The sequence below is a fragment of the Marinovum sp. 2_MG-2023 genome (genome assembly GCF_030548265.1).
Taxonomy (GTDB): Bacteria; Pseudomonadota; Alphaproteobacteria; order Rhodobacterales; family Rhodobacteraceae; genus Marinovum.
The window spans coordinates 39,274-66,254 of sequence record NZ_JAUOSD010000009.1 but is presented as its reverse complement, the minus strand read 5'-3'; the positions used below and the strand labels follow the sequence as shown (position 1 = coordinate 66,254).

General features: G+C 61.0%; 24 protein-coding genes. 8 read left to right on the top strand and 16 right to left on the bottom strand.

Annotated elements, in window-relative coordinates; translation table 11 throughout:
- The first annotated feature begins 149 nt into the window (after positions 1 to 149).
- The 5 genes from Q4577_RS12035 to Q4577_RS12015 all read left to right on the top strand — a co-directional run bounded on the left by Q4577_RS12035 (position 150) and on the right by Q4577_RS12015 (position 9,654).
- Positions 150 to 4,073 carry an Ig-like domain-containing protein gene (locus Q4577_RS12035; RefSeq protein ID WP_303469484.1) on the top strand — a complete coding sequence of 1,308 codons (3,924 nt, stop codon included), beginning with the start codon at positions 150 to 152 and terminating at the stop codon, positions 4,071 to 4,073.
- Between the two features lie 160 nt (positions 4,074 to 4,233).
- On the top strand, positions 4,234 to 5,514 hold the full coding sequence (locus Q4577_RS12030; RefSeq protein ID WP_303469485.1) for a TolC family protein: 1,281 nt from the start codon (positions 4,234 to 4,236) through the stop codon (positions 5,512 to 5,514).
- Positions 5,511 to 7,844 carry an ATP-binding cassette domain-containing protein gene (locus Q4577_RS12025; RefSeq protein WP_303469486.1) on the top strand — a complete coding sequence of 778 codons (2,334 nt, stop codon included), beginning with the start codon at positions 5,511 to 5,513 and terminating at the stop codon, positions 7,842 to 7,844. The genes Q4577_RS12030 and Q4577_RS12025 overlap by 4 nt, the downstream gene beginning before the upstream one ends.
- Positions 7,844 to 9,031 (top strand): HlyD family type I secretion periplasmic adaptor subunit, encoded by a 1,188-nt coding sequence (locus tag Q4577_RS12020; RefSeq protein ID WP_244688877.1) that lies wholly within the window; start codon positions 7,844 to 7,846, stop codon positions 9,029 to 9,031. Before Q4577_RS12025 ends, Q4577_RS12020 begins: the two co-directional genes overlap by 1 nt.
- A 134-nt stretch (positions 9,032 to 9,165) precedes the next feature.
- Positions 9,166 to 9,654 (top strand): alkylphosphonate utilization protein, encoded by a 489-nt coding sequence (locus Q4577_RS12015; protein WP_303469487.1) that lies wholly within the window; start codon positions 9,166 to 9,168, stop codon positions 9,652 to 9,654.
- A gap of 5 nt (positions 9,655 to 9,659) precedes the next feature.
- Here Q4577_RS12015 and dtd read toward each other — a convergent pair whose 3' ends face one another.
- The 11 genes from dtd to Q4577_RS11960 form a co-directional block, all read right to left on the bottom strand.
- Entirely contained in the window at positions 9,660 to 10,103 is a 444-nt protein-coding gene (gene dtd, locus Q4577_RS12010; RefSeq protein WP_303469488.1) for a D-aminoacyl-tRNA deacylase, read from the bottom strand.
- Entirely contained in the window at positions 10,100 to 11,011 is a 912-nt protein-coding gene (locus Q4577_RS12005) for a carbohydrate kinase (RefSeq protein ID WP_303469489.1), read from the bottom strand. The genes dtd and Q4577_RS12005 overlap by 4 nt, the downstream gene beginning before the upstream one ends.
- A 186-nt stretch (positions 11,012 to 11,197) precedes the next feature.
- The gene (locus Q4577_RS12000) at positions 11,198 to 12,325 is read right to left on the bottom strand and encodes a primosomal protein N' (replication factor Y) - superfamily II helicase (protein WP_303469490.1); all 1,128 of its coding nucleotides are present in this window, start codon (positions 12,323 to 12,325) and stop codon (positions 11,198 to 11,200) included.
- A gap of 198 nt (positions 12,326 to 12,523) precedes the next feature.
- Positions 12,524 to 13,672, bottom strand: coding sequence for an SPFH domain-containing protein (locus tag Q4577_RS11995; protein ID WP_303469491.1), 1,149 nt, complete (start codon positions 13,670 to 13,672; stop codon positions 12,524 to 12,526).
- A gap of 152 nt (positions 13,673 to 13,824) precedes the next feature.
- Positions 13,825 to 14,502: a DUF6338 family protein gene (locus tag Q4577_RS11990; protein WP_303469492.1), complete on the bottom strand. Its 678-nt coding sequence runs from the start codon at positions 14,500 to 14,502 to the stop codon at positions 13,825 to 13,827.
- Positions 14,503 to 14,505: 3 nt separating this feature from the next.
- Positions 14,506 to 15,462, bottom strand: coding sequence for a DUF2927 domain-containing protein (locus Q4577_RS11985; protein WP_303469493.1), 957 nt, complete (start codon positions 15,460 to 15,462; stop codon positions 14,506 to 14,508).
- 3 nt (positions 15,463 to 15,465) lie between these two features.
- Positions 15,466 to 16,665, bottom strand: coding sequence for a toxic anion resistance protein (locus Q4577_RS11980; RefSeq protein ID WP_303469494.1), 1,200 nt, complete (start codon positions 16,663 to 16,665; stop codon positions 15,466 to 15,468).
- A gap of 32 nt (positions 16,666 to 16,697) precedes the next feature.
- The gene (locus Q4577_RS11975; protein WP_244688884.1) at positions 16,698 to 17,576 is read right to left on the bottom strand and encodes a 5-bromo-4-chloroindolyl phosphate hydrolysis family protein; all 879 of its coding nucleotides are present in this window, start codon (positions 17,574 to 17,576) and stop codon (positions 16,698 to 16,700) included.
- Positions 17,576 to 17,764 (bottom strand): hypothetical protein, encoded by a 189-nt coding sequence (locus Q4577_RS11970; protein ID WP_244688885.1) that lies wholly within the window; start codon positions 17,762 to 17,764, stop codon positions 17,576 to 17,578. The genes Q4577_RS11975 and Q4577_RS11970 overlap by 1 nt, the downstream gene beginning before the upstream one ends.
- Positions 17,765 to 17,816: 52 nt before the next feature.
- Positions 17,817 to 18,635 (bottom strand): TerC family protein, encoded by an 819-nt coding sequence (locus Q4577_RS11965; protein ID WP_244688886.1) that lies wholly within the window; start codon positions 18,633 to 18,635, stop codon positions 17,817 to 17,819.
- 96 nt (positions 18,636 to 18,731) lie between these two features.
- Positions 18,732 to 19,517, bottom strand: coding sequence for a pseudouridine synthase (locus Q4577_RS11960; RefSeq protein WP_303469496.1), 786 nt, complete (start codon positions 19,515 to 19,517; stop codon positions 18,732 to 18,734).
- Positions 19,518 to 19,569: 52 nt separating this feature from the next.
- On the opposite strand from Q4577_RS11960, the gene Q4577_RS11955 reads away from it, so the two are divergent.
- Positions 19,570 to 20,019 (top strand): nucleoside deaminase, encoded by a 450-nt coding sequence (locus Q4577_RS11955; protein WP_303469498.1) that lies wholly within the window; start codon positions 19,570 to 19,572, stop codon positions 20,017 to 20,019.
- Positions 20,016 to 20,564: an rRNA large subunit pseudouridine synthase E gene (locus Q4577_RS11950; protein WP_303469499.1), complete on the top strand. Its 549-nt coding sequence runs from the start codon at positions 20,016 to 20,018 to the stop codon at positions 20,562 to 20,564. The genes Q4577_RS11955 and Q4577_RS11950 overlap by 4 nt, the downstream gene beginning before the upstream one ends.
- A gap of 249 nt (positions 20,565 to 20,813) precedes the next feature.
- On the opposite strand, the gene Q4577_RS11945 is transcribed toward Q4577_RS11950, so the two are convergent.
- The 5 genes from Q4577_RS11945 to clpS all read right to left on the bottom strand — a co-directional run bounded on the left by Q4577_RS11945 (position 20,814) and on the right by clpS (position 25,031).
- On the bottom strand, positions 20,814 to 21,722 hold the full coding sequence (locus Q4577_RS11945) for an AEC family transporter (RefSeq protein WP_303469500.1): 909 nt from the start codon (positions 21,720 to 21,722) through the stop codon (positions 20,814 to 20,816).
- A gap of 6 nt (positions 21,723 to 21,728) precedes the next feature.
- Positions 21,729 to 22,622 carry an oxygen-dependent coproporphyrinogen oxidase gene (gene hemF / locus Q4577_RS11940; protein ID WP_303469501.1) on the bottom strand — a complete coding sequence of 298 codons (894 nt, stop codon included), beginning with the start codon at positions 22,620 to 22,622 and terminating at the stop codon, positions 21,729 to 21,731.
- A 178-nt stretch (positions 22,623 to 22,800) separates the two neighbouring features.
- Positions 22,801 to 23,601, bottom strand: a complete 801-nt coding sequence (locus tag Q4577_RS11935) for an SDR family NAD(P)-dependent oxidoreductase (protein WP_303469502.1) — start codon at positions 23,599 to 23,601, stop codon at positions 22,801 to 22,803.
- 80 nt (positions 23,602 to 23,681) lie between these two features.
- Positions 23,682 to 24,656, bottom strand: a complete 975-nt coding sequence (locus tag Q4577_RS11930) for a class I SAM-dependent methyltransferase (protein ID WP_303469503.1) — start codon at positions 24,654 to 24,656, stop codon at positions 23,682 to 23,684.
- 18 nt (positions 24,657 to 24,674) lie between these two features.
- Positions 24,675 to 25,031 carry an ATP-dependent Clp protease adapter ClpS gene (gene clpS / locus Q4577_RS11925; RefSeq protein WP_244688893.1) on the bottom strand — a complete coding sequence of 119 codons (357 nt, stop codon included), beginning with the start codon at positions 25,029 to 25,031 and terminating at the stop codon, positions 24,675 to 24,677.
- A 461-nt stretch (positions 25,032 to 25,492) separates the two neighbouring features.
- Between clpS and Q4577_RS11920 the strand changes: the two genes are divergently transcribed.
- A complete protein-coding gene (locus Q4577_RS11920) occupies positions 25,493 to 26,911 on the top strand; it encodes a serine hydrolase (RefSeq protein ID WP_303469550.1) in 1,419 nt (472 codons plus the stop codon).
- Positions 26,912 to 26,981: the final 70 nt, after the last annotated feature.

The following is a 26,981-nucleotide window of genomic DNA, read 5'->3' as shown; positions in this document are numbered from 1 at the left end:
GAGCGGTGAAAGTTATGAATGCGATAGATTATGTCGTCCGCACATCTGCGGGCGCAATTCAACGTGACGTATTACAGTCGGGTGACCAAAACGCGGTTATCGCAGTGGCGCCCGGGGCGGAAGTCTCACTAAATTTGATGCAGTCGGACATGCGCGGATATACCCGCAGCGGCGAAAATCTGCATATTGAATTGGCCGATGGCCGGGTCATCACGCTGCAAGGCTATTTTGCCGATGTCGCGGACGAGCCGCGGTTGTTCATCAGCAGCGACGGTGTCCTGCACGAAGTATTCTTTGCCGAAGGCAACAATGGCGTTCTGTTCGCCGAATATGGTCAAAGCGCCGAATGGGGCAAGTGGTCGCCGAACGACGCGCTGATCCACTCTGGCCGTCCCGAGGTGGTGACAGCCGAGGTGTATGGCGCGGAAGACAACGAAGTGTCGATGCTGGCCGCGGGTCTTTTGGGCGGTGGATCGCTCTTGGGGGCGGCTGGTGCGGCGGGTGCGGCGGCGCTTGGTCTTGCGGCCCTTGGTGGCGGCAGCAGTGGCGGCGGAGGCAACGGGGCGGGCCCGGTTGCGCCGACCGTTGACGACACATCTGTTGTCGTGGGCGGCGATGGTGCCGATGAAACCGTGACGGTCACCGGCACGGGCGAACCTGGCGACGAAGTCGAAGTGGTCATTGGCGGCGAAACCGTGAACACCGTTGTTGATGACAATGGCGAATGGGAAGTTGTCTTTGAGGGTGAGAATTTCCCCGACGACGGCACCTATCCTGTTGAGGTAACAGTTTCCGGCGACGGCGAAGATGACGTGACCGAGCTGACCGGTCCCGAAGTGGTGATTGACCTGACCGGTCCGGCAACGGCCGTCACCGGGGGCACCGCAGAGGCGGGCGATCTGATCAACCTCGAAGCGCACCCAAGTGGGTTGACGGTTACCGGCACGGGCGAAGTTGGCGCCGGGGTCACCGTGACCATCGACGACGTCACGCATGAAACCACCGTGGACGAAACCGGTGGCTGGTCCGTCGATTTCACCCAGGACGAAATTGCCGGTGGGGAATATACCACCGACGTGACCGTGGTGTCGGAAGACAGCTTTGGCAACACCACCACATTGACCGAAACGGTTGTGGTCGACACGATCCCGAATGACATCACGATCAATACCGCCGTCATCGGCGCCGAAGGCGTGGTGAACGCGGATGAGGCCGCCGGCGAGGTTGTGATCACCGGCACGGCAACACCCGGCGCAGCGCTTGAGGTTGCGGTGGCTGGCCTGACCCAATCTGTGACGGCTGACGCGGATGGCAATTGGACCACGACATTGCCCAGCGGCACCCTGGCCGCAGGTGAATATGATGCGCCGATCACCGTGACGTCGACCGATGGTGCCGGAAACGCATCGTCGGTATCGGGCAGCTTTGCGGTGGATACTATCCCGAACGACATCACCATCAACACGGGCATCATTGGTGGCGACGGTGTGGTGAACGCCGATGAAGCGACCGGCGATCTGGCGATCACCGGCACCGCGACGCCGGGCGCCGTTGTGGATGTGACCGTTGCGGGCGTGACCCAATCGGTGACCACGGATGCATCCGGCAATTGGGGTTTCACCCTGGCCGGCGGCAGCTTTGAGCCTGGTGAATATGATGCCACCATCACCGCAACTTCGACCGATGCGGCGGGCAATACGTCTTCTGTGTCGGGCCAGGTCACGATCGACACTGTGCCCAATGACATCACCATCAACACTGCGATCATCGGCGGCGACGGCGTGGTGAATGCCGGTGAAGCGGCGGGGGATCTAGCGATCACCGGCACGGCGACGCCGGGCGCTGTGGTGGATGTGACCGTTGCGGGGGTGACCCAATCGGTGACCACGGATGCATCCGGCAATTGGGGCTTTACCCTGCCGGGTGGCAGCTTTGCGGCGGGCGTCTATGATGCGCCGATCACCGCAACATCGACCGACGCCGCAGGCAATACCAGCGGCACCGCCAGCACGGTACAGATTGATACCGAGGTTTCGGTCACGCTGAACGATGCCAGCATCGAAACCGATGGTGTCATCAATGCGGAAGAGCGGGCCGATGGGGTCCAGGTGACCGGCACAGCCGAGGCGGGCGCAACGGTTGAGGTGACCATGGGCACCGCGACGCTGACCACGCTGGCCGGGGCTGATGGCCAATGGTCTGTGTCCTATTCGACCGCGGATGTCCCCACGGGCGAGGTTTCGGTGCCGATCAATGTGACCGCCACCGACAGCAACGGCAATGTGACCACGACCAGCGGTTCTGTGCAGGTCGACAGCTTGGTCACACCATTGCAGCTGGATGCGCTGCCCGGCGGCAGCGATGCGGTTGTGAATGCCGAAGAGGCGCTTCAGGGTCTGACCCTGACGGGCGTTGTTGAACCCGGCAGCAGCCTGACTGTCACCCTTGATGGTGTCAGCCATGCCGCGACCGTGGCGGCGGATGGCACATGGAGCGTGGCCTTCCCGGCGTCCGATCTGCCGTCTGGCGAGCAATCTGTCACTCTTGATCTGACCGCGACGGACCAGGCCGGCAACACCCGGACCGAGACCCAGATGGCGAGCTTTGACACCGATGCGGGGACGCTGACACTGTCGTCTGAGGCGATCGAAGGTGACGATGTCATCAATATGGTCGAAGCTTCGGACGGGGTGGTGATCCAGGGCACGTCCAATCCCGGCGCGACTGTCACTGTGACATTGGCGGGGGTGACCCATACCGCGCTGACCGATGCGGCGGGCAATTGGACCACGACCTATGGCGCGAACGAGATCGCACCCGGCACCTATCAGGCCGACATCACGGCTGAAACCACCGATGCGGCGGGCAACACATTGCAGGTCAGCGACAGTGTTCAGGTCGACACCGAGGTGGTGAATTTTGCCAATCTCGACGTTTCGGCCGGAACCGACGATGTGATCAACGCCGCAGAAGCCAGCCAGGGGGTGACCATCACCGGCACCACCGAGCCGGGCGCAAGCGTCATGGTCACGATCGAAGGCGAGAGCCGCCCCGGGGTTGTGGATGCCAATGGCAATTGGTCGGCCATGTTCGAAGACGGATCGATCACCGCCGGCGAATATGACACGACCGTAAGCGTCACAAGCACCGATGCTGTCGGCAACGTCGCCGAAATCAGCGAACCTGTGCGGATCGACACCTTTGTCAACACGCTGGCGCTGACGTCCTCTTCTGCGGGCAGCGATGGGGTGGTCAACATCGAAGAACTGCAATCCGGCGATGCGCTGCAACTTGCAGGGCAGGTGGAACCGGGGTCGGTGGTGTCTGTCGCCTTCAACGGTCAGGATTATGTGGCAACGGTGGCCGCCAGCGGTGCCTGGACGGTGGATATCCCGGCAGCAAATGTGCCGCTGGGCGAATATGAAGCCTCTTTCGCGGTGTCGGCCACCGATGCGGCGGGCAACACCGATACCATCACCGAAACTCTGCAAATCGACACCGAAGCCCCGGATGGGGCGATCATCGAAAGCATCACCCAGGGTGTCACCGGTATTCGTGGCATTTCCACCCAGCTCAGCGAAGACACACAGGATGTTCTGCAAGTGTCTGAAGCCGGGGTGGTCAGTGATGTGAACATGACCGCCGTCGACATTCCGGCAATCAACGAGACCAACTTCATCTTTGCACAAAACGTGCCGGATGGGTCGGATCTGATTGTCAGCACAACGGATGATGCGGGCAACAGCCGGTCGAACTATCTGGTACTTGACGACGAGGTTGTCGGCACCGAGGTCAGCCTCGGCAATCCCGGATTGGGCGCGCATAATGTCGAAGCGGTTGATCTGGAATTTGCCGAAGAGGCGCATTTGACCCTGAGCGAGGCAGATGTTCTGGCGCTGTCCGGTGCCAGCGATACGCTGACCGTTTATGGCGATGGCGACGATCAGGTGACCCTGACCGGGGCGACCCATCTGGGCCGCGTAACCAATGGCGATGGCCAGAGCTTTGCTGAATATCAATTGGGCGATGCGACGGTATTGATCGACGAAGACATCACCAACGTTGTCATCTGACACCAACATTAGCAGGGCCGCGGCGATGCCGCGGCCCGTGCTTCGTACAAGACCGACCATAAAAACAAGCGCGAAAGGCAGTGCGCGGATGAGGCGGGACATCTACAGGGCAAATCGGGCGGCAGGGCTTCTGCCGTGTCTGTTGGTATTGGCGGGCTGTATGTCCGATGGCGACGGCGCGGGTAATTCCGTGACGCGGTTTTTGCAATCCAAACCGATGTTGAACGGGTCAGCAGAGCAGGGCGGCGAAGCCGACACTGCTGCTGCTGCGGAAAAACAGGGGGTGGCGTCACCGATCATTGCCACCTTGCAGGAGCGGCGCAGCATCCTTGATCCGGCATCGCCTTATGGCGCGGTGGCGGGCGCGGTCATGGCCTCTTCTGCGCGTACCGCAGAAGCAGAGCTGCGCGCAGCACGCCTGCGGGCGCAGGCGGCCTCCAAGAATTGGCTGCCGTCGATTGGTCCCAACATCTCTCTGAATTCGATGGGGGAATTCGTCACATCGCTGTTCATCGAACAGGTGATCTATGACAACGGCCGCAAAAAGGCCGAACGTGATTTTGCCGCCCATGACGTGGAATTTGCCGCTGTGACCCTGTCACAGGACAGCAACACCCGGGTGCATGACGCGTTGGGGCTTTATCTGGCCGCAGAAGAAGGCCGGGAAAAGATCACCGTGGCCGAAAGATCGCTGGAGGATATGGGGCATTTCGAATGGGTGATGAACGAACGCGTGCAGGGCGGTGTTTCTGACCGGTCTGATCTGAACATCATTCGCCAGAAGCTGGCCGAAATCCGGTCGCAACGCGATACCGCGTTGGGCGATTCCCGCGCGGCGCTGGCGGAACTGGCGGCCATGGCCGGGCATCCGTTGGAGGAACTGCGCGGCGTTCCGGCGCTTCGGGTCGACGCAGAAGGCACAGAGCCGCTGACGGTCCTCAAGGCGAAGGCCGATCGGGATCGCAGCATCGCAGAAGCCAAGATCGCCCGTGCCGGTCATCTTCCGGGGCTCAAGGCCGGGGGAACCGTGTCCGGCGACAATTCCGATTTTGGTCTCTCGCTGGCGGCGGATCAACTTCTGGGTCTGGGCACTGGTGCCAGCCTCAAGGCGATCGAGGCCGCCAAGGAGGCCGCAGGCCGCAAGGTCACCCAAGCCGATGAAGATGCCCGGCGCAAAATCTCTGCCTTGCGCCAACGCGAAGTCGCGCTGGCCCGGCAATTGACCGATGCAAACACCTTGGCGCGGCAAGCCAAACATAACCTTGACCTCTTTCAGGCCCAGTATGAGGCCGGGGCGCGACAGGTGATGGATGTGGTTGGTGTCTATGAAACATGGGCCCGGCAAAGCGGGGCGGCGATCACGCTGAAATATGATCTGGCGCGGGTGCAGATCTCACTGGCGCGGGCCTATGGGTTGCTGGCCAACGGGTCAGAGATATGAGCCGCTGGTTGAAATCCGTGGGTGGGCGCAAAGCCAGCCCCACGCCCTTGCGTGCGGTGGCGTCTGATCCGGTGATGACCGCACCAAAGGACGAGACAAGATCAAAAACCCCGGACACGGCACCGGCAGAACAGGTGAAGCATGATCGGGCGGCACAGGAACAGCGGGTCAAATCGCGCGCATTGCTGATGCGGACCTATGCCGGGCTTTTGGGCTGTGATGTGGTGGTTCAGGATCTGGAACAGGCGTTGCAGGCAAAGCTTGGGCCAGAAGGTGACATTGATGCCGCGCTGATGGCTGCGGCGCTTGGGGCCAACGGGGTTGCGGCCAAGGTGGACCCCGACCCGACACTTTCCGCCGACATCTGGCCGGCGCTGGCATGGATGACCTCCGGGCAATGGGTGCTGGTGCTGGGGCAGGACGGCGATGTGGTCCATCTGTTCGACACAAGCTTTCCCGACAACCGCGCGCCGGTGCCGCTGGCGGAATTCACGCCCTATTTTGCCGGACGTCTGGTGCGGGCCGATGCGGCCTCTGCGGTGCCCGCGCGGACCACAGCTGAGCAGGGCGAAGGCCCCGCGCGTGATCCCAACCAGACCCCGGGTCAATCGGCCGGCGCCAATAACGGCCAATCCAAGGGCCATTGGTTCTGGGGACAGTTTCCCAAATTCTCGCGCTATTTTGGCGAGGTTGCACTTGGGTCTTTGGTGGCGAACCTTCTGGCCGTTGCTGTCGCGCTGTTTTCACTTCAGGTCTATGACCGGGTGATCCCGCATCAGAGTGAGGCGACACTCTGGGTGCTGGCGGCCGGGGCCGGCTTTGCCTTGCTGCTGGAGGCAGCGTTGAAACTGGCGCGGGCGCGGTTGATTGACGGCGCCGGGCGGCAGATCGAATTGAACGTGCAGACCCTGTTGATGAACCGGATTCTGGGGATGCGGTCGGATATGCCGGGGCGGTCCCCGTCGTCGCTTTTTGCGTCGATGCGCGAATTTTCCTCGGTACGAGAGTTCTTTACCGCCTCCAGCGTTGGTGCGGTGGCGGATATTCCGTTTGTGTTCATCTTCCTGCTGCTTGTGGCGTCGATCGCGGGCAATGTGGTCTGGGTGTTGATCCTTGGCGGTGTGTTGATGGTGTTGCCGTCGGTGTTCCTGCAAAAACGCATGATCCGTCTGACGCAGGAAATGCAGGGCGCCTCGACCAAGGCATCGCGGCTGTTGCATGAGGCCGTATCGGAACTGGACACGATCAAGACACAGCGCGGCGAAGACCGGTTTCGCCGTCTTTGGCTGGAACTGACGACGCTGCAATCGCTGAAGTCTTCGGATCAGCGGCGGCTGGCCTCTGCGCTGACATTCTGGAGCCAGGGCGTGCAGCAGGCCACTTATGTCTGCGCGGTGATTGCCGGCACATATCTGGTGTTTCAGGGGCAGTTCACGGTGGGTTCGATCATTGCTACCGGCATTCTGACCGGGCGCACGCTGGCCCCGTTGACGCAACTTGCGTCGACAATGGCGCGCTGGGGCAATGTGCGCGCGGCATTGGAAGGGTTGGACGGGGTGGCGCTGGCGCCGCAGGATCAGGATCCCGCCCGCAGCTATCTGCGCCGTGACCGGCTGGACGGCGGGTTTGAAATCCGCGAAGTCACCTATCGCTATGAAGAAGATGCACCGGCGGTGTTGGACATTCCCGGCATTGGCATCACGCCCGGCCAGAAAATTGCGGTGTTGGGGGCCAATGGGTCCGGAAAATCAACATTGCTGAAATTGATGAGCGGGCTTTATGCGCCGACCAGTGGCCGTATCCTGCTGGATGGCACGGATATGGGCCAGATCGCGCCGCGCGACATCCGCCGCTCGGTTGGGTATCTGGGCCAGGATGTGCGGCTGTTTTCCGGCACGCTGCGCGACAACCTGAACCTGAACATGCTGGAACAGGACGACGGCCGGCTGTTCGAGGCTTTGGATTTCGCCGGGCTTGGCCAATTCGTGAAAAGCCACCCCAAGGGGCTGGATCTGGAGATCCGCGACGGCGGATCGGGCCTGTCTATCGGGCAGCGCCAGTCGATTGGCTGGGCGCGGTTGTGGTTGCAGGATCCGGTGGTCTGTCTTCTGGATGAACCGACGGCGGCGCTGGATCAAACGTTGGAAAAGACGTTGATTTCCCGGCTGGAAACCTGGCTTGAGGGGCGCACCGCGTTGATTGCCACCCACCGGGTGCCCATCCTGTCGCTGGCCACGCGCACCATGGTGCTGCAAAACGGCCGCATGGCTGTGGATGGGCCGCGCGACAAGGTTCTGGAACATCTGACCAACACGCGGGGGGCATCGTGATGGCTGCGTCTGCGACCAATATTTCGGGCTTTGCCGGTCGCCAGCTGCGGGGGCCCTCGTTGACGATCTGGCTTTGCGGGGTCACGGTTCTGGTGTTTGTCCTTTGGGCGGCCTTTGCCTGGATTGACGAGATCGTGCGCGCCGATGGCGAGATCATTTCGTCGTCGCGGCCCCAGATCATTCAGAACCTCGAAGGCGGGATTCTGGCCGAACTGATGGTGAAAGAGGGCGATGTCGTGATGCAGGGCGATATGCTCGCCCGTCTGCATGCCACCCAGTTCCAATCCTCGGTTGACGACCTTCAGGATCAGATCGCGGCACTGGAAATTCGTCGTATCCGGCTTGAGGCCGAAATGGACGGCGCCAAGGAATTCGAGGTGCCGGCCGATCTGATTGTCCGGCTGCCGGAAATGGTGGCGTCGGAACGCGTGCTGTTGGCGGCCCGGCAGGGGGATTATGTCAGCCGCCGCGACGGTGCCGAACTGGTATTGGAACAAGCTGCCAGCGAATTGCAGCTGATGGAGAACATGCTGGCGAAAGAGGTGGTTGCCCTGATCGAAGTGACCCGCGCCCGCAAGGCACATGCGGATGCGAAGGTGCGCTATAACGAGGTGATCACCCAAACCGAGCTTGAGCGCGCACAGGGCTATTCCGATACTCTGAAAGAGTTGGCGACGCTGAAACAGACCTTGAAATCCAGCCTGGATCAATTGAACCGCACCACGTTGCGTTCGCCGATGCATGGCATGGTCAACAATCTGTCGGTCACTACGATTGGCGGCGTTGTCCGCCCCGGCGAAGAAATCCTGCAAATCATTCCGCTGGACGAGGAATTGTTTGTCGAGGCCCAGGTGCGCCCCGAAGACATCGCCAATATCCGCCGGGGTCAGGCAGCCACGGTCAAGCTGTCGGCCTATGATTACACGATCTATGGCACGTTGAAGGGCCAGGTGGATTTCATTTCTGCGGATACCTTCAAGGATGATCGCGTGCGCGAAGCCGAGCAGGACCCGCATTACAAGGTGACCCTGCGCGTTGATATGTCGAGCCTGACCGACCGCCAGGCGCAGATCGAGATCCGGCCCGGCATGCAGGCTCAGGTAGAATTGCACACCGGCGAAAAGACCGTGCTGCAATATCTGTTGAAACCCCTCTACAAGAGCCGTGAGGCTTTGCGCGAACCCTGATTGATTTCAATTTGCCTCCTTGCGGAGGCGCAGTATCTTGGTGTTTGTGGCGACATGAGCCCCCGGGGTTCGACTGTCCGCGCTTTTGGCGGCGGCGGCATGCGTATTTTTCAAGAGAAGAAGATTGGGACCAGATGGTTTGTGAATTATGTGATGCACCAGAGGCGGTTGCCGTTGGCGAGGTGCAGCTCTGTGCGATATGTGCGGCCGGTTTGGCAGGGGATGTCAGCGACGATCCACATTGGCAATGTTTGCACGGTGCGGTTTGGGCCGAGCGGCCAGAGGTGCAATTGGCGGCGGCACGGATCCTGGTGAAGCTGGAGGCCCCTTGGGCGCAGGAAGTTCTGGCCATGGGGGCCTTGCCCGAAGCGGTTCTGGCAGAAGCCGAGGGCGGTGCGGTGCCGCAGGTCGTGCATCGCGACACCAATGGTGTGGTCCTTGCGGCGGGTGATACGGTTGTGTTGATCAAGGATCTGCCGGTCAAGGGTGCCGGGTTCACTGCAAAACGCGGCACTGCTGTGCGGGGGATTTCGCTGGTGGCCGAGAATGCCGGGCATATCGAGGGCCGGGTCGACGGCCAGCGCATTGTGATTTTGACCGAATTTGTAAAACGGCAGGGGTGATCCCCCTAGCCGTCGGTATCCAGCGGGATTGTCACCGGGCCGTCGTTGATCAGGCTGACCTGCATGTTGGCGCCGAATCGGCCGGTTTCGACGGTGATGCCTTCGCCGCGCAGCGCCTCGGCGAAGGCGAGGTACAGCGTTTCCCCAATGTCGGGCGGGGCAGCGGCGGAAAACCCGGGCCGATTGCCGCGCCGACAATCCGCAGCGAGGGTGAATTGGCTGATCACCAGGGCGGACCCGTTGATGTCGCGCAGCGCGCGGTTCATCTTGCCGGTCTCATCCGGGAAAATCCGCAGGCGGGCGGTTTTGGCCGCCAATTTTTCCGCTTCGGCTGTGGTGTCGCCCTGCATGGCACAGATCAGGATCATCAGGCCGGGGCCGCATTGGCCGATGCGCTGGCCATCGACCCGGACAGCGGCCTCTGACACCCGTTGCAGGACCGCTCTCATGCCAGTTCGTGTGACCAGGGCGGATTGGCGCCCGCGCGGCTGACGGTGATGGCGGCGGCGCGCATGCCGAGTTCGATGGCGGGTTTCAAAGCGTCGAGATCTGCGGCGGCAAAGGCAGCTTTGTCGGCCAGTCCCGATTGGTGCAATCCGGCCAACATGCCGGCGTTGAACGTATCGCCCGCGCCCACGGTATCGACCACTTTGGCCTTTTCGGTTGGCAGGTCCAGACTGCCCTTGGCGCTGAGCGCCAGAACGCCCTGTGCGCCGCGGGTCATCAGGACAACGCCGACGCCCTGGTCAATCAGGGCCTGTGGATCGGTGCCGCCGGTCAGCCATTCCAGATCCTCGTCAGAGACCTTGACGATGTCAGTCAGTGCAATCATCGCGTCCAGCCGGGCCCGATAGCGCGCGGCATCGCGGATGAAACCGGGGCGGATATTGGGGTCGATCATGATCAGGCGATTGGTGGCTTCCCGGCTGGCCAAGGCTGCATAGGTGTCGGCGCAGGGTTCGCTGACCAGGCTGATGCCGCCAAAGAACAGCGTTGTCAGCGCTTCGGGCAGGGCAGGCAGATCCGCGGGATCCATCATCCGGCCGGCGGTGTTTTCGTCGTAAAAGGCATAGGTCGCATGACCGTCTTTCAGCGTGACAAAGGCCAGGGTTGTCGGATTGTCGCTGCGTGGTGCCAGGCTGCTGTCGACATGGGATGCGGTCAGGTCGGCCTCAAGCAATTGACCAAACAGATCGCGGCTGAGCCCGCCGAAATACCCCGCAGGCGCGCCCAGCCGGCCCAGCGCGATGGCGGTGTTGTAAACTGCGCCGCCGGTATGAGGGGCGAAGGCCGATTCACCCAACGTGGTTTCGCGGGGCAGCATGTCGATCAGTGATTCACCGCAGCAAAGGATCATGGGATATTCCTGTTCGGGCCCGGAACTCCGGGGTCAGATGTGAGTGCGCCACTTTTTGCGCCCATTTGTTTGCGCTAACATGACGTAATTTGCCGTCTGTGGCAAGCCATTGGACCGGATGTGGCCCGGATGTGGCGTCGGGTCGCGGGGCGACATGTACAGGGTGCGCCGCGCCACGCCGCGTGATCATTGTTGTGTCGTGGCCCAGACATAGCCAATCGCCCCCGCGACAACCAATCCGATCACCACGGCAATGGCGATCTTGATGGCCGACCAAGGGCGTTCGCCCTGTACCCGGCCCGTGCGTCCGTTTACCACAAAGCGATAGGTCTTGCCGCGATATTTGTAGGCCGCCAGCCAGACCGGCAAGAGAATATGTTTAAAGGTGATGGCGCTGATATCGGTGTCGATGTCATGAATGCGCTGGCGATCGCCGCCAATGTCGAATTTTACGTCGCGCTGGATCATCCGGTCCATGTGGTTGCGGGCCTCGGCAAAGCCTTCGTCAAGCTCGACCGCATAGCCCTCGGCGCGAAAACCAGCAAGGAATTCAGGGCGATACGGCTCCAGCTCTGTCAGATCCCAGGGTTCCAGATTGTCGGTATAGCGTTTGGGCAGCGAGCGGGACGCCAACACCAGCACATCGTCAAAAAACCGCGCCACCCGGCCGGAAACCGAGCGCCAGCGCACCTTTTGGACCCGGCGTGTTTCGGACTTGCCATTGCGGGTCACGGTGCGGGTTTCGTAATAGACGGTGCCGCGTTCGCCACGATAGGCAGATTTGGTATCGGCATCAAAGGTCCAATAGGGGACATAGATGCCGTCCATCTTGCGGCCTTTGCGGGCGTATTCCTGCAACCCGTTGGGGGCAAACCACAACTTGCCCAGCCAATCGGTCATCGCCTTGTGGGCGGCGCGTTCCTCTAGCGCAAAGGGCAGCAGGCCACGGGGTTTGATATGGCGGTGCGTGCCGGTGTCGACGACCACGGGGGTGGCACAGAACGGACATTCGCGGGCGTGATCCACGTCGTTGAATTCCACCTGCGCGGCGCAATTGGGGCATTTGGAAACACGGGTTTCTTCGATGTCTTCCTGGGGCAATTGCTGGCGTATGGCGGCCTGGAAATCCAGTTCCTTGAGGGCGGCACCGGCCCAAGGTCCAGATTGAACCACATCCGTATTGCCGCAATGGTCACATTTCAGCCCGCCGGTGCCGGGATCAAACCGGAAATCCGCGCCGCATTCGTCGCAGGGGAAGCGATGCTCAGCCTCAGGGGCGTCGGGTGGTGGGGGAGGGGAAATGCTGTCGGCCATAAAACGGTATCCCGGGGAATCTATGATCTACCTTAGGGTGGGTGCGCGCCAGACTGCAACAACGGTGGAGGCAGAGGTGTCTGCCAATGCAAAGGCGCGGTCCCGGACTTGCTCCGGGACCTCTGTTCAAACCGGCGGTGGAGGTCCCGGATCAAGTCCGGGACTGCCTCGGCCAGCGGACCGAAAAAACGGTGCGTGTCACATGCCCGGCGGCGGGGGCGGCAGGATAGTGAACAATTGCGCCAGCTCCTGCACGTCCTCGGCCCTGAGCCAGCCATCCTGACCGGCGGTCCAGACATAGGTTTCGCGGGTGATCTCGCCACTGGTTGCCATACGGCCCAGTTTTGCTTTGGAAAACGGACCTTTGGTTTCGCCAGCCTCGGCAATGTGCCAGACATGTTCGACCGGCGGCGGGGGCGGCGCGGCGTGTACGGCTGCTGTGGCGTGCTGGACGGGGGCGTGCTGGGCAGTGGGCTGTGCGCCCCAGGGGCCCTGGTTTCCCGCCATCTGGTTGGCCATCGCCATGCCCATCCCCATGCCAAGGCCCGCGCCCATGCCGCCGCCGCCATTGGGGTTCGCGGCCGCCTTGGTCATTGCTTCGGCGGCGGAATATTGGGTGAATTTCCCCAGATCCCCCGCCAATCCCATCGAGGTCCGCTTGTCCAGCGCCTCTTCCACCGCAGGCGGTAGCGAGATGTTTTCAATATAGAATTCGGGGATCGACAGACCGTAGCCCGCAACAATCTGGCTGATCTCTGCGGCAATCATCTTGCCCAGATCGGCGGTGTTGGCGGCCATGTCCAGAACCGGGATGCCCGAGCCGGCAATCACGCGGCTGAATTCCTGCACAATGATGTTGCGGACCTGATAGCTGATCTCGTCCATGGTGAATTCACCGTCCGTACCGACGATTTCGGTCATGAACAGCGCCGGGTCCTTGACCCGCACGGTATAGGTGCCAAAGGCGCGAATGCGGGTCGGCCCGAATTCCGGGTCGCGCAGCATGATCGGGTTCTTGGTGCCCCATTTCAGGTCGGTGAACCGCGTCGTGTTGACGAAATAGATCTCGGATTTGAACGGGCTTTTGAAGCCGTGATCCCAGTGCTGCAACGTGGTCATGATCGGCATGTTGTTGGTCTCTAGCATATAGAGTCCGGGGGTGAAGACATCCGCCAGCTGGCCTTCGTGGACAAACACCGCCGCCTGACCTTCGCGCACCGTCAGCTTGGCACCATATTTGATCTCGTGGTCTTCGCGTTCAAAGCGCCAGACCATGGTGTCGCGGGTGTCGTCGATCCAATGGATGACGTCGATGAATTCACCGGTGAGGAAATCGAAAATACCCATTTTTGCGTCAGCTTTTTTTTGGTGGTTTTACTGTAGATTGCTCTCCACGTGGCAGTCGCGACGCTGAGGGCGGCTTAGATGAAGACGCCGCCGTAGCTTGGTGGCCGTTTGTGTAAATAGTCCCGGAAGGCTTTGGTCGTGCGCTGTATCCGTCAACCAGCATTGGCCGTTTCGTCGTCATCGATACTGTCCTCCGATAGCAAGAATTCTATAGATCTAACGTTCCGTAGTTTTATCAAAATCGCCCGAGGTGTGACTGTTTCCTGCCAGTCGCCATCGTCATTTATGAGATAGGCACGCTCTAGATATAGGTCACTTCTAGTCTCATCGGTAGCGGCAAGAGAGTTTTCGCCGAACCATCCTCCAATTTTCGTGCCGTCCTCAAATGTAATTTCGACCAATCCAGGGGGTCTTTCGTGACCAAACGCATAGTCGTGCGCTTTTCGGACTGGATGAACAACCGGTAACGAAAACCGTCTCAGGACACCGTTGCGCCAATTCGACTGTAGAAAAAGCCCCAGCGTGCAACCGAGTGCTGCCGGTACTAGTAAGACGCGTACAATTAGTTTCAGGTTTTCAGGCGGGACCAAGAGCCATTCGGGAAGCTTGTCAGTGGACCACTTTCTTGAGACTACGCTATCATGACCGACCTCAATTCCCACGACCAGAAACTGCGCTACGAGACTGAGGATCACTGCTTCCATGAGCAACTCCGCGGGCTTTGGCCGCAAGCCAACCACAAAGGCAGACCTGACAAAGATCACGACATATCCAGCAAGTAGGTATCTAGCGAAGAACTCGAACGTGTCGGGTGTCAGAAGATTGGTCATCAGTTAGCTGGGTCCGCCAAGCAATTCGTCGGCGATGATTTCGGCGGTTGGCTGTGCCTCTTGCCAGGACATGCCAGCCGACAGGCGGCGGTCGTACAGCATCTTGAGCAGCAATTCGTCATGTGTGGTCAGCAGGGCGAATTCGTCGTCGTCGTTAAAGATCGACGGGCGCGCGCGTGGGCTGTCATTGGCAAGGCCAAGTCCCTGCGCCAATTCCTCGTGCACACAGGATTTCCGCAGCAGAGAGGGGTGCTCCGAGCGGATCAGCGCGATCGCCTTGGCATATTCATGCCCGCCCGGTTCGCTGGAAAAGGCAATCACCAGACAGTGGATCGACTTTGGCAGGCTGCGAAAGATGTCGAGGGCGTTTTGGTTGATATTCGGCACAATCTCCTTGATCCGCGCGGGCAGGGCGGCGCTGTCGTCTTCTGACATGAACAGCACGAAGTAATTCGGATCATTGGAGGAAATGGTGATCGGATGGCCGGTGATCCGGTTCAGCCGCGCGGCATAGCGCGTCACCTCGCCCCGGTCGGTGGCCTGTTGTTCGATTGGCACGGCGTCGCCGAATTCCACCTGCATGCGGATCGGTTGTTCCCAGCGTTTCAGGCGGCTTTGGCCACCGCGCGCGGCCTGAAGCCCGGCACCGCGCGCGTATTCATCATAAAACGCGATGCGTTCGAAATTCTCGATCAGCATTCTGCGGCTGAATTGGGTGTCCGGGCCACCACCATCGGTGCGCAGCAGCCCCTGGGCCACAGATTGGCTTTCGACCTGGGTGTAATAGGCCGCAAGCGCCAAACTTTGCGGCGAGGGGCCGAGTGGTTTCGGGGTCGGCTTGACCACAGGTGCGGGCGCCGGCCGATCGGGCGGCACGGGCACCGGATCCACCGGAGCAACACAGGCGGACAGCGCCAAGGCGCTGGCCACCAGACCGGCAATGATCCGTACCCGCGCCATAGCTCAGGCCGCCGGAACGGCGGTGCCGGCGGTGTCGCCCAGCCCGGTTTTGCGTGCCTTGGCCGAGGCCAGCGTGTCGCGCAGTTCCTTTTCCATCTTCTTCAGTTCGGCCTCTGCGGCTGCACGGCGGGCTTTGCCCTCGTCCGCGATTTGCAGGCTTTCCTCGATGGTGCCAACCAGATCGGCGTTTGCCTGTTTCACCGCCTCGATGTCGAACACGCCACGTTCCATTTCTTCGCGGATCATCTTGTTGCTGTCGCGCAGGTTCTTGGCATTGGCGGTCAGCAATTCATTGGTCAGATCATTGGCGTCACGCACCGCCGCAGCCGCTTCGGCGCTGCGCTGGATTGTCACGGCCTGGGCCAATTGGGTTTCCCACAGCGGCACGGTGTTGACCAAGGTCGAATTGATCTTGGTCACCAGCGATTTGTCGTTTTCCTGCACCAATCGGATCGAGGGCAGCGACTGCATGGTCACCTGTCGGGTGAGTTTGAGGTCATGAACACGGCGTTCCAGGTCATCGCGTGCAGCACGCAGGTCGCGCAATTCCTGTGCTTCCATCACCTGTTTGTCTTCCGGCGCGGCCTTCACCTCGGCCTCTTTGGCGGGAATGACCACGGTATCCAGCTCTTTCAGCTTCTCTTCACCGGCAGCGATATAAAGCGCCAGTTCGTCATAGAAGTTGAGCGTCTTTTCATAGAGCATATCGAGCGATTTGATGTCTTTCAGCAGCTTGTGCTCATGCTCCAGCAGATTGTCGGTCACCCGGTCGATCTGGCCCTGCACCTCTTCGAAGCGCGCGGTGAATTTGGCAAAGGGCGCGGCGCGGCCCAGAAGCTTTTCCCACCAGCTGCGTTCGCGGCGCACGTCCAGTTCGTTGACCGAAAAGCCGCGAATGGTGGTGACAATGCTGCGCAGGGAATCGCCGGCCGGGCCGACATCCTTGTTGCGGACATCAGCCAGCATCGCCTGAGAGATTTCCTGAAGCTCGGCCTGGGCGGCAGAGCCGAAAGCGACGATGGAATTGGTGTCCTCCATGTCGATCTCTTCCATCCGCTGGCGGATTTCGGTGCTGACAGTGGCGTCGGCCTGATCCAGGGACACGATCGCAGTCGCATCTACCGGTTCGGGCAGGACAACGGCACTTACTTCTTCAACCAGTGCCAGGGCTTCCTGGGCCTTCTCTCTTACGTTCTGCGACATGGGTCATCCTTCCCCGTTATGACATACCCGGCTCAGTCGAGCCGTACACCTTCGCGCTGCAACCTATCGCGCAGCACATCAATTTCCACCGTCAGATCACTGTTGCTGTCTTCCAGCAATTTGCGGGTCTTGGCGATGTAATTCTCTTCCAGATCGGTCAGCAGCATCAGGTAATCTGACTTTGCCGCGCTATCCCGGTTGCGGGCATAGATGTCGGCAAATTTGATTGTCGCATCCCGCGCGCCCATCAAATAGACGCCAAGGAACTTGCGCGAGGCGGTCAGATCACGCGGATCTTCCTCGACCGTGCGCAACATTTCGCGCACCGATTGCTGAAACCGTTCGACGCGGGCCTCCATCCGTGGATCCTGGGCGCGGCGAATGGCGGATTTCATTGCGTCCAGATGGGCCTCGGCCTCGTCGATGACGCGGGCCACACGATCCTGTTGGAACTCGTCCACACCTTCCAGTGACTTGTTGCGCAGCGGATCGGGGCCAAATGCGGTCATATGCAGTGCCGCGCCGATCACACCATAAAGCGCCGCCGCCGCAAGGCCGGTGTCCTGTGACAAGCCCGCCAAAACAGTGCCGCCGCCGATCAGAAGCGATCCGATGATCTTGCGCGGCAGGGCAGGGCGGCGCGCCACCTTGCGCGAATGATAGGCCGATTCGGCTTTTAGCCCCTCTCGGGTCAACCAGGCCGCCAAGGTCCATGTCCCGGCCCCGGCAAGCCCAAGAGCCAGCGATTCCGGCCCGGACCCAAAGGACATGAAGGCCAGGATCACACCGGGCACAAACAACAGGTTTGACCGCGCGCCGGTGGGTGACACCGTCACCTTCAGCGGGCGGGCATCGTAATCACGGTCATTCTTGCCAGCGGGGCTAAAGGTGCCGCCAAATCTCTGCGCCATTACTCTGCCCCCAGCCAGCCGGTTGCCACGCCGGTCATCATCGCAAACAGGCAGATATAGGCCACTTTCTGAACCCCGTTCAGCTTGCCGGAACGGGCGTTGTCACCGGTGGACCAGACCGCCACCGCAATCGCCCCAACCGTGACCACAACCGCAGCCAGCACCAACAGCATGACAAACCGGATCATGCGATCCCCCTCTCGCTTACGCGTTCAAGATAGGTGATGTGCCCTGTCATCGCTAGTGCCGAGCTGTGGTGCGGCGTTCGGAATTCAATTTGCGGGTGTAGCCCGATTGAATGATTTCGACCGCAAACAGCACCACAACCGAGAAATAGAATGTGGTCTTGGACATCGGGATGACTTCGTAGCCAAACAGCTTCAGCGCCAGCGTATCGTCATGCATGGCATGGGCGGCGGCCTGACCGGCCTCGCCCAGCAGGACAACACCGACGATCAACAGGATGAACAGGCCGAGAACCTCGTACATGCGGTTTTTCTCAAGAAACCGAGTGACCCCATCCGCCAGCAGCAACATGGCCAGCCCGGACAGGATGATCGCAGTGGCCAGCACGATAAAGACATCCGTAATCGCAATCGCCGACAGCACCGAATCAAAGGAAAAGATCAGGTTCATCAACACAATCATCGCAATCACCTGAGCGGCGGATTTGCCGGATTTGCCTTCGACATCGGTATGCAGATCCTCAATCGACAGCATGTGACCGATTTCCTTGACCGCGGTATAGATGATGAACACGCCGCCGATGATGAACACCAGCGTGGCGAAATTGATCCCGCCGGTCAGAACGCCTTCCCAATTGGCGATCCAGAAGGGTTCTGACAGCGCATCAATCAGCCGGATCATGACAAACAACAGCACCACCCGCAGGGCGACCGCAATGATAATGCCCCAATACCGCACCGCTTTCTGGTGCGCGACGGGCGCGCGTTGGCTCTCGATCGAGATATAGAGCAGGTTGTCGAACCCCAGCACCGCCTGCAAAAAGCACAGCATTACCAGATTGCCCAGGTTTTCGATGGTCAGAAGATCGGCCATGTTCCTGAAATGCCCTTAAAAATAACGTTGCCTCTGCATAGCGCAGATGTTCATGAAAAAACAACGACAGGCAGGGGGAAAATGCCGGTGGCGACCTCAACTATTGCGGTTGCGGCGGGTGCGCTGAGGTTTTGGGCGATCTGGCTGCGCGCCTTCCAAGCCCAATTGGTCCCGCATCACGCGGCGGCGCACTTCTTCGACCTCGCCGGGTTTGAGCTGACCCAACTGGAACGGACCATAAGAGATTCGGATCAGTCGGTTCACGCTGAGGCCCAGGCTTTCCATCGCGCGGCGGATTTCGCGGTTCTTGCCTTCGCGTAGCCCCACGGTCAGCCAGGCATTGGCGCCCTGTTGCCGGTCCAACGTGACAATCATCGGCAGATAATCGGTGCCATCCACATGGGTGCCCTTGCGCAGGGGTTCCAGCATGGCGTCGCTGGGCCGGCCTTTGATCCGCACGCGGTAGCGGCGCAACCAACCGGTCGAGGGCAGCTCCATCCGGCGCTTGATGCCGCCGTCATTGGTCAGCAGCAACAAACCTTCGGAGTTGAGGTCAAGCCGCCCCACGCTCATCACGCGTGGCATCTCTTCGGGCAGTTCGTCGAAGATGGTCGCACGGCCCTGTTCGTCCTTGTGGGTCGTCACCAGGCCGGCAGGCTTGTGATACAGCCAAAGCCGTTCCGGTTCCGGCGCATCCAGTGGCTTGCCGTCGACCGCGATCTTGTCGGCATCGGTGACATTCAATGCGGCGCGTTCGATCACCTTGCCATTGACGCTGATGCGCCTGGCTTCGATCATGCGTTCCGCTTCGCGCCGCGAGGCAACACCGGCGCGGGCAAGGACTTTGGCGATACGGTCGCCTTCTGGAGTTTTCTGAGCCATGCCGCCAGCCTTAGAGCGTTGCAGATTGCCGTGCAAGCGGGCATGACAGGCCATGGTTTTTCGATCTCACATGGAGGCCGCCCTGAGCGAGGCACGCGCAGCGGCGGAACGCGGCGAAGTGCCGGTGGGCGCGGTTGTGGTCGCGCCCACCGGCGCGGTCATGGCGCGGGCGGGCAATCGCACCCGCGAATTGTCTGATCCCACCGCCCATGCCGAGGTGCTGGCGATCCGGGCCGCCTGTGCGGCACTGGGGTCTGAACGTCTGGTCGGGCATGATCTTTATGTCACGCTGGAGCCTTGTGCGATCTGTGCGGGCACCATCGCGGCGGCGCGGATTGCGCGGCTTTATTATGGCGCATCTGATCCGAAATCCGGGGGTGTGGCCCATGGCGCGCGGGTGTTCAGCCATGCACAGGCGCATCACCAGCCGGAAATCTATGACGGCATCGGCGCGGATGCGGCAGAGACGCTGTTGAAATCATTCTTTGCGGGGCGGCGATGACGCGATTGATTCTGTTTCACAAACCCTTTGGGGTGCTCAGTCAATTCACGGACAAAGGCACCGAAGGGTCCACCCGCCCGACATTGTCGGCCTATATCGACGTGCCCAAGGTCTATGCCGCCGGGCGGCTGGATCGCGACAGCGAGGGGTTGTTGCTGTTGACCGATGATGGGCGCTTGCAGCATCGCATTGCCCATCCCAATGCCAAACAGCCCAAAACCTATTGGGTGCAGGTCGAGGGGATCCCGGATGAGCCTGCGTTGGACGCGCTGCGCAAGGGCGTGACGCTGAAAGATGGCCGCACAAGACCGGCCAAGGTCCGGCGGATGGACGAACCCCGCCCGCTGTTTCCGCGCGACCCGCCGGTGCGGTTTCGCAAATCGGTGCCTGATTGCTGGTTGGAGATGACAATCACCGAAGGTCGCAATCGTCAGGTGCGGCGCATGACGGCGCATGTGGGGCATCCGACGTTGCGGTTGATCCGGGCGCAGATCGGGGAATGGCATCTGGGGGGATTGCGCCCCGGGGAATGGCGCGACGGTTGATCTTTGGTGTCGTGGCGCCCCCGCGCGCCCCCCCGGGGGGGGGGGGGGGGGGGGGGGGGGGGGGGGGGGGGGGGGGGGGGGGGGGGGGGGGGGGGCCGGGGGGCCGGGGGGGGGGGGGGGGGGGGGGGGGCGGGGGGGGGGGGGGGGGGGGGTGGTGTTGTTGGGGGGGGCCCCCCCCCCCCCGGCGCCCCCCCGGGGGGGGGGGGGGGCCCCCCCGCACCCCCCAGGATATTTGAAAACAGAAGAAGATCAGGCGAGCCAGGCCATGGAAAGCAGTGTCAAAATGCTGGTGTAGACCACGACCTGGGCAATCGCATCGGTGCGCACCCCATGGAGGAGCGCCAGCGAAAAGGCCATTGCCCCGGCCGGGCCCGCGGCCCCCAACAGGAACAGCGCATATGCCGGATCATTGCCGGTGATCAGCCAAAGGCCGCCGCCGACCGCGGTTGGAAATACCGCCAGTTTGATCAGGGTGAAGCTCGCCACCGTTCGGTCAACGCGGAATGGTGTGCTGGACAGGACCACCCCAAGCGCAAACAGGGCCAGGGGGGCGGCCGCCGCACCATTGAAATCAAGGAAGGTTTCTATTGGCCCCGGAATGGCGAAATCGCTGAGGCCAAAGGGAATGCCAAGCAGAATGGCGATCAACATCGGCGTGCGCGCCACGGTGCGAAACACCGTGCCCGGTGACACCCGGCCATATTCCATCAATTGCAGTGCAATCATCGCCCCGGCAAAGGTGACGATGGCATCCAGCGTGATCAGCGTGGTGACCGGCAAGACGTTTTCTCGGCCATAGAGCAGCACGGAAATCGGCAGGACATAAAGGGCATTGTTGGCGAAGATGCCGGAAAACGCCAGCAGCACCGATTCACGTGCGCCGCGTTTGAACACCCGGTAAGCCAGCCAGAACCCGAACCCATAGACCACGAATTCCGCCGCGAGATAGATCAATGTCGGCACGGGCGCGAAATCGCGGATCGGGGCGCGGGCTATCACGCCAAACAGCATCAGCGGCAGAAAGACCGACATTGCAATACGGTTGACCAATTGCGCGTCGTCTTCGCTGACCACGCCCATTCGCCCCATGACAAAGCCAAGCGCCATGATGGCAAACACCGGCAGGATCGGGTCCTGAAGGACGGCCAGGGTTTGCATGTGGTCCTAGACCCACTTGGCCATGGGCGGCAGGGACATCAGCACCGCATTGGCATCATGCCCTGTGGTCAGGCCGAATTTGGTGCCGCGATCATAGACAAGGTTGTATTCGGCATAGAGCCCGCGATGGATCAGCTGGGTGTCCTTGTCGCCATCGTTGAACGCCATCACACGGCGTTTTTCCACCAGCGGCACAAAGGCGGGCAGGAAGGCGCGGCCAATATCCTGGGTCAGGGCGAAATCCGCCGCCCAGTTGCCGGTGTTGCGGTCATCCATGAAGATGCCGCCAACCCCGCGTGCCCGACCGCGGTGCGGGATATAGAAATAGTCATCCGCCCAGGCCTTGAGCCGGGGATATTCTTCGATCCCATGCGGATCGAGATGGGCCTTTTGCACCGCATGAAAATGCGCGGTATCCGCGTCATATTCGATACAGGGGTTCAGATCCGATCCGCCGCCGAACCACCAGCCATGTGGGGTCCAGAACATGCGGGTGTTCATGTGCACGGCCGGTACATGCGGGTTGCGCATATGGGCGACCAAAGAGATGCCCGAAGCCCAGAAACGTGGGTCTTCCTTCATGCCCGCCAGCCCCTTGCGCGCGGCCATTGCGTTTTGCGCCGCTTCGCCAAGCTGGCCATAGACGGTCGAGATATTGACCCCGACCTTTTCGAACACCCGACCGCCCCGCATGACGCTCATCAACCCGCCACCGGCGTCCGATCCGTCATCAGAGCTGCGTTTGGTTTCACTGACTTCGAATTGACCGGGGGCCATATCGGCGAAGGGGCCGGTGTCATGGCTGGCCTCCAGCGCTTCGAAGGCCGCAACAATGCTGTCGCGCAGGTCGCGGAACCAGGAGGCGGCCGTCTGTTTTTCTGTTGTGAAATCCATGGACATGACCCGTCTCCTTTGTGGGTATCGCAGCAAGGGTTCTTTGCCTGCCTGCGCGGCAAAGCGCAACCATCTGCGCGCGCCGGTTTTCCGGGCGGCTTGCCTGTGTCTGGCCCAAGTTCCTGGCCGGTGTTTCTGGCCCGAGTTTCTGGCCGGTGTTTCTGATCTGCGTTTTTGTCTGTGGTTAATGCGCGGGCGAGGTCACGGGATCCAGCAGCGTGCGCCCGCCATCCACCGTCATGATCTGACCGGTGACAAATCCCGCGCCGTCCGAGGCAAGGAATTGCGCGGCTTCGGCCAGTTCGCCGGGGCTGGCGATCCGGCCCAGGGGTGTGTGCCCTTCGATATCGGCGCGAAATTCCTTGTGTTCCTTCAACGCGCCTTTCAGGCTGGCCGACATGACAGAGCCAAAAGAAACCGCATTGACCCGAATGCGATACGGCGCAAAGGCCACGGCAAGCGATCTGGTCATCTGGTCCAATGCGGCGGTAGAGACTGAATAGGCCAAAAGATCCGGGTGGGTGCGGCGCGCAGCAATCGACGACATGTTGATGATCGAGCCCAACTGACCGCTTTCCTGATTTTCGCCCTGTTTGATCATACGCTTTGCCACCAGTTGCGACAGGCGCAGCGCCGTCATCAGGTTCTGTTGCAACAGGGTCTCGACCGATGTGTCCTCCATATCCAATGGATCGGAGGGCAGGATCTGGCGGCTGCCATTGATCAGGATGTCCACGCGATCAAAGGCATCGAGTGCGGCCGACAACAGATTGGCCTGTGTCAGCCGTTCCCGCAGGTCGCCGGCGAAATATCGTGCCGGCCCATCTTCGGCGGTGCCGTCCAGTTCGTCCGCCAGCCGGGTTTCATCCATATCGGCAAAAACGACATTCGCGCCCTTGCTGATGAAATGCCGCCCAATGGCCAGGCCGATGCCGTTGGCCGCCCCGGTGACAATCGCGGTTTTGCCTTCGATCGAGAAACCCATCTGTCGCTCCTGATATTCTAGGCGTGAAATCCTAGACCTGATTCATTTGACTTGATTCTCTAGAGGGAGCCTAGCGCGGCTTACCCCTTGCGGCGAGAGGGCCGCTGCGCTGACAGGATTTTGAACTTTCTGTTGCCTGCGATTTCCTCAACCTGCCCAAATCCGGCCTGAAGCGCGGCCTCATAAGGCAGGTGGCGGTTGGCGACAAGGCGCAATTGCCCAGAGGGGCGCAGGATGCGGCGGGCGGTGGCGATAAACGCCTGTCCCAATTCCGGCGCGCCCTTGCGTCCCTGATGAAAGGGCGGGTTCATCAAGACGGTATCAAATTGGACGGGCGGGGCCCATTGGGTCACATCGGCCCAGTGAAACCGCGCGCGTGGATCGGGAACGTTGATGCGCGCACAGTCCAGCGCGATGGCGTCACTTTCCACCAGGTGCAGCTCTTCGATCAGGCCGTCCTGCAACGCCTGTGCGGCCAGAAACCCCCAGCCTGCGCCGAGATCGGCAACAAGACGTCCGGGTTTCGCAGGCAAGCTGCGGGCAAGAAGATCCGACGCCGGATCAATCCCATCGGCGGAAAAGACGCCGGGGCGGGTGGTAAAGCCATCGACCAGTTTTACCGTGGCCTGCCAATCCGCAAAGGCCGGTGCGGCGTTGAACCAGAACGCGCGGCCATGCGCCTTGGTCATCTGTCCGGTCACCTCGACCCGCGCGCGGCAGGCCTTGAACATTGTGTCGATCCCGTCGGTTTTCTGGCCATCCACCAGGATCACGCCATCCGGGCAGGCGGCAACCGCATCGGCCAGCATGGCCTGTGCTGCGGCCTTGGCGCGGGGCATGAATATCACGGCGGCGGCAATTGGGCCGTCTGCCGTGGTCCGGCAGTCAAAGCCAGCGCGCGCGCCATGGGTCACCGCATCGCGGCTGATGATCTGGACACGATGTGCGGGCAGGGCCGACAGGTCGCTGTCGGGCGTGGGTTCGAAAACCGCAATTGTGCCCTCATCGGGCAGCGCAGCCTGAGACAGCGCAAGGGACAGACGGGACTGGGCCATCGGGGGCGGCGCGGGCGCCTATTCCTTTTCCATCGTGCATTGCAGCGGATGTTGATGGCGGCGGGCGAAATCCATCACCTGGGCCACCTTGGTTTCGGCAATCTCATGGCTGAAGACGCCGACGACGGCAACGCCCTTCTTGTGGACGGTCAGCATGATTTCGAAGGCCTGGGCATGGTTGAGACCAAAAAACCGTTCCAGCACATGCACCACAAATTCCATCGGGGTATAGTCGTCGTTCAGCAACAGCACCTTGTAAAGCGGCGGGCGCTTGGTCTTGGGACGTGTTTCGACCACGACGCCACTATCGGTGCCGTCTTTCTTGTCGCCTTGCGACAGGATCGGATCTGCCAGGATGAGGGGGGCATTGGTCATCTTGGGTGGGTCGGCTCCAGCTGAGGTACGCATCCGTCGGGAGCCATGTATATAACGCGATTGGCCTCATAGAAAAGAGGGGCTGACATGCATTTCACCAATTCGCTGTGGAATCTCTGTTTGGCGGATCGCGCCCTGGGTGAGTCGGGTTGGCCACATTGTTGCCACAATCGCCGGTTTAGCGGTGGCGCGCTTGTCGTGCCCAATATCTGGTTTCCATAGTCCGGACTTTATTGGAATTTCCAGTAAACTTAAGGGTTTAAAGAATTAAGCTCATATGGTAGGCTAGCCTTAATCAAAAATAAAATAAGCTGACCAGAATACTGGCGGCACGAGGCAGAAGGCAGTTTATCGTGAAGGTCCGAAATGTGGATTCGGCCCGTTTGGGCGTAGTCGTACTTGCGTTATTGTGGCTGTGTGTGGTTCTTCCGCTCAGTGTGGCGGCGGCACCCTATGCGGCGATGGTCATGGATGCCCGATCGGGCAAGGTTGTACATTCCGAAAATGCCAACACGCGGCTGCATCCTGCGTCGCTGACCAAGATGATGACGCTCTATATCGCGTTCGAAGCGGTGCAGAACGGCGAAATCTCGATGGACACGATGGTCAAGATTTCGTCCAAAGCGGCATCGGAACCGCCCTCGAAGTTGGGGTTGCGGGCCGGGCAAAGCATCAAGCTTCGGTATCTGGTGCGGGCGGCAGCGGTCAAATCCGCAAATGATTCTGCCACCGCCATCGCCGAAGCGATTTCCGGGTCTGAGGCGGCTTTTGCCCAACGGATGAACCGCACCGCAAAGGCCATGGGCATGACGCGCACGACGTTCAAGAACGCGCATGGATTGACCCAGGAGGGCCACCTGAGCACCGCGCGGGACATGACCGTTCTGGGGCGGCACATGATTTACGACTACCCCATGTATTACAACCTGTTCTCGCGCAAAACGGTCGATGCCGGCGTGCGCAGTGTGTCCCATACCAACAGCCGCATGTTGAGCAGCTATAAAGGGGCCGACGGGATCAAGACCGGCTACACGCGTGCAGCCGGTTTTAACCTTGTTGCATCGGCGGAACGCGGGCGTGAACGGGTGATTGCCACGGTGTTTGGCGGCCGCTCCACCACGACGCGCAACGCACGGGTCGCTGAGCTGCTGGACCTTGGGTTCAAACGTGCGCCCACCCATGTCGCTTTGGCCCGCCCGAAAAAACCGCGCTATTACGGCAATAAAGGTTTGATTTCGAATGGCGGGGATACGGCGATTGCCTCGACCGCGCCGGTCGGCGGCGGTAAGCCTGCTGCGGGCAAGACCATTGCGGTCAAATTGGCAGTGCTGACAAGCCCACGTCCCAAAATGCGTCCTGGCGCCACCTCCAAAATGCCGGAAGCGGCTGTTGTTGCCGCGATGCAAGAGGGGATCGCCGACGCCATGGCCGAGGTCACAGCCGAAAAGATTGCTCAGGCCTCGCTGGCGGATGTGGCACCGGCCGCAAGCGCCACAACCCCAGAGATCCGGCCGACCATTCGTCCGGCCGCACGTCCGAATGGTGTGGTTCTGGCCAGCGCCGGGGCAATCAAACCGGCCGCGCCGGACCCCATTGTGCGTGAGCAAGTGCAGGAAATCATCACCCGCGTTTCCACATCCGGCGGTCGCCATTGGGGCATCAATGTCGGGCGCTACGGATCGCATTTTGCGGCGGAAAAGGTGTTGTTGAAAACCGCCCTGACCGAGATGTCGACCTTGGACGGCGCATTGCGCAAAGTGGCCAAACGCAAGAACGGATTTGACGCCAATTTCATGGGGTTGACGCGTGAAACTGCGGATCTGGCCTGTCGTCGGCTACAGTCGCGCAATATCTCCTGTTTCATGATCGGGCCGTCCTGAACGACCTCCTGAACGGCACCATGACGCAGCCCCGCGAAACCATACGGAACGGGGCTGTGAGTAACAGGAA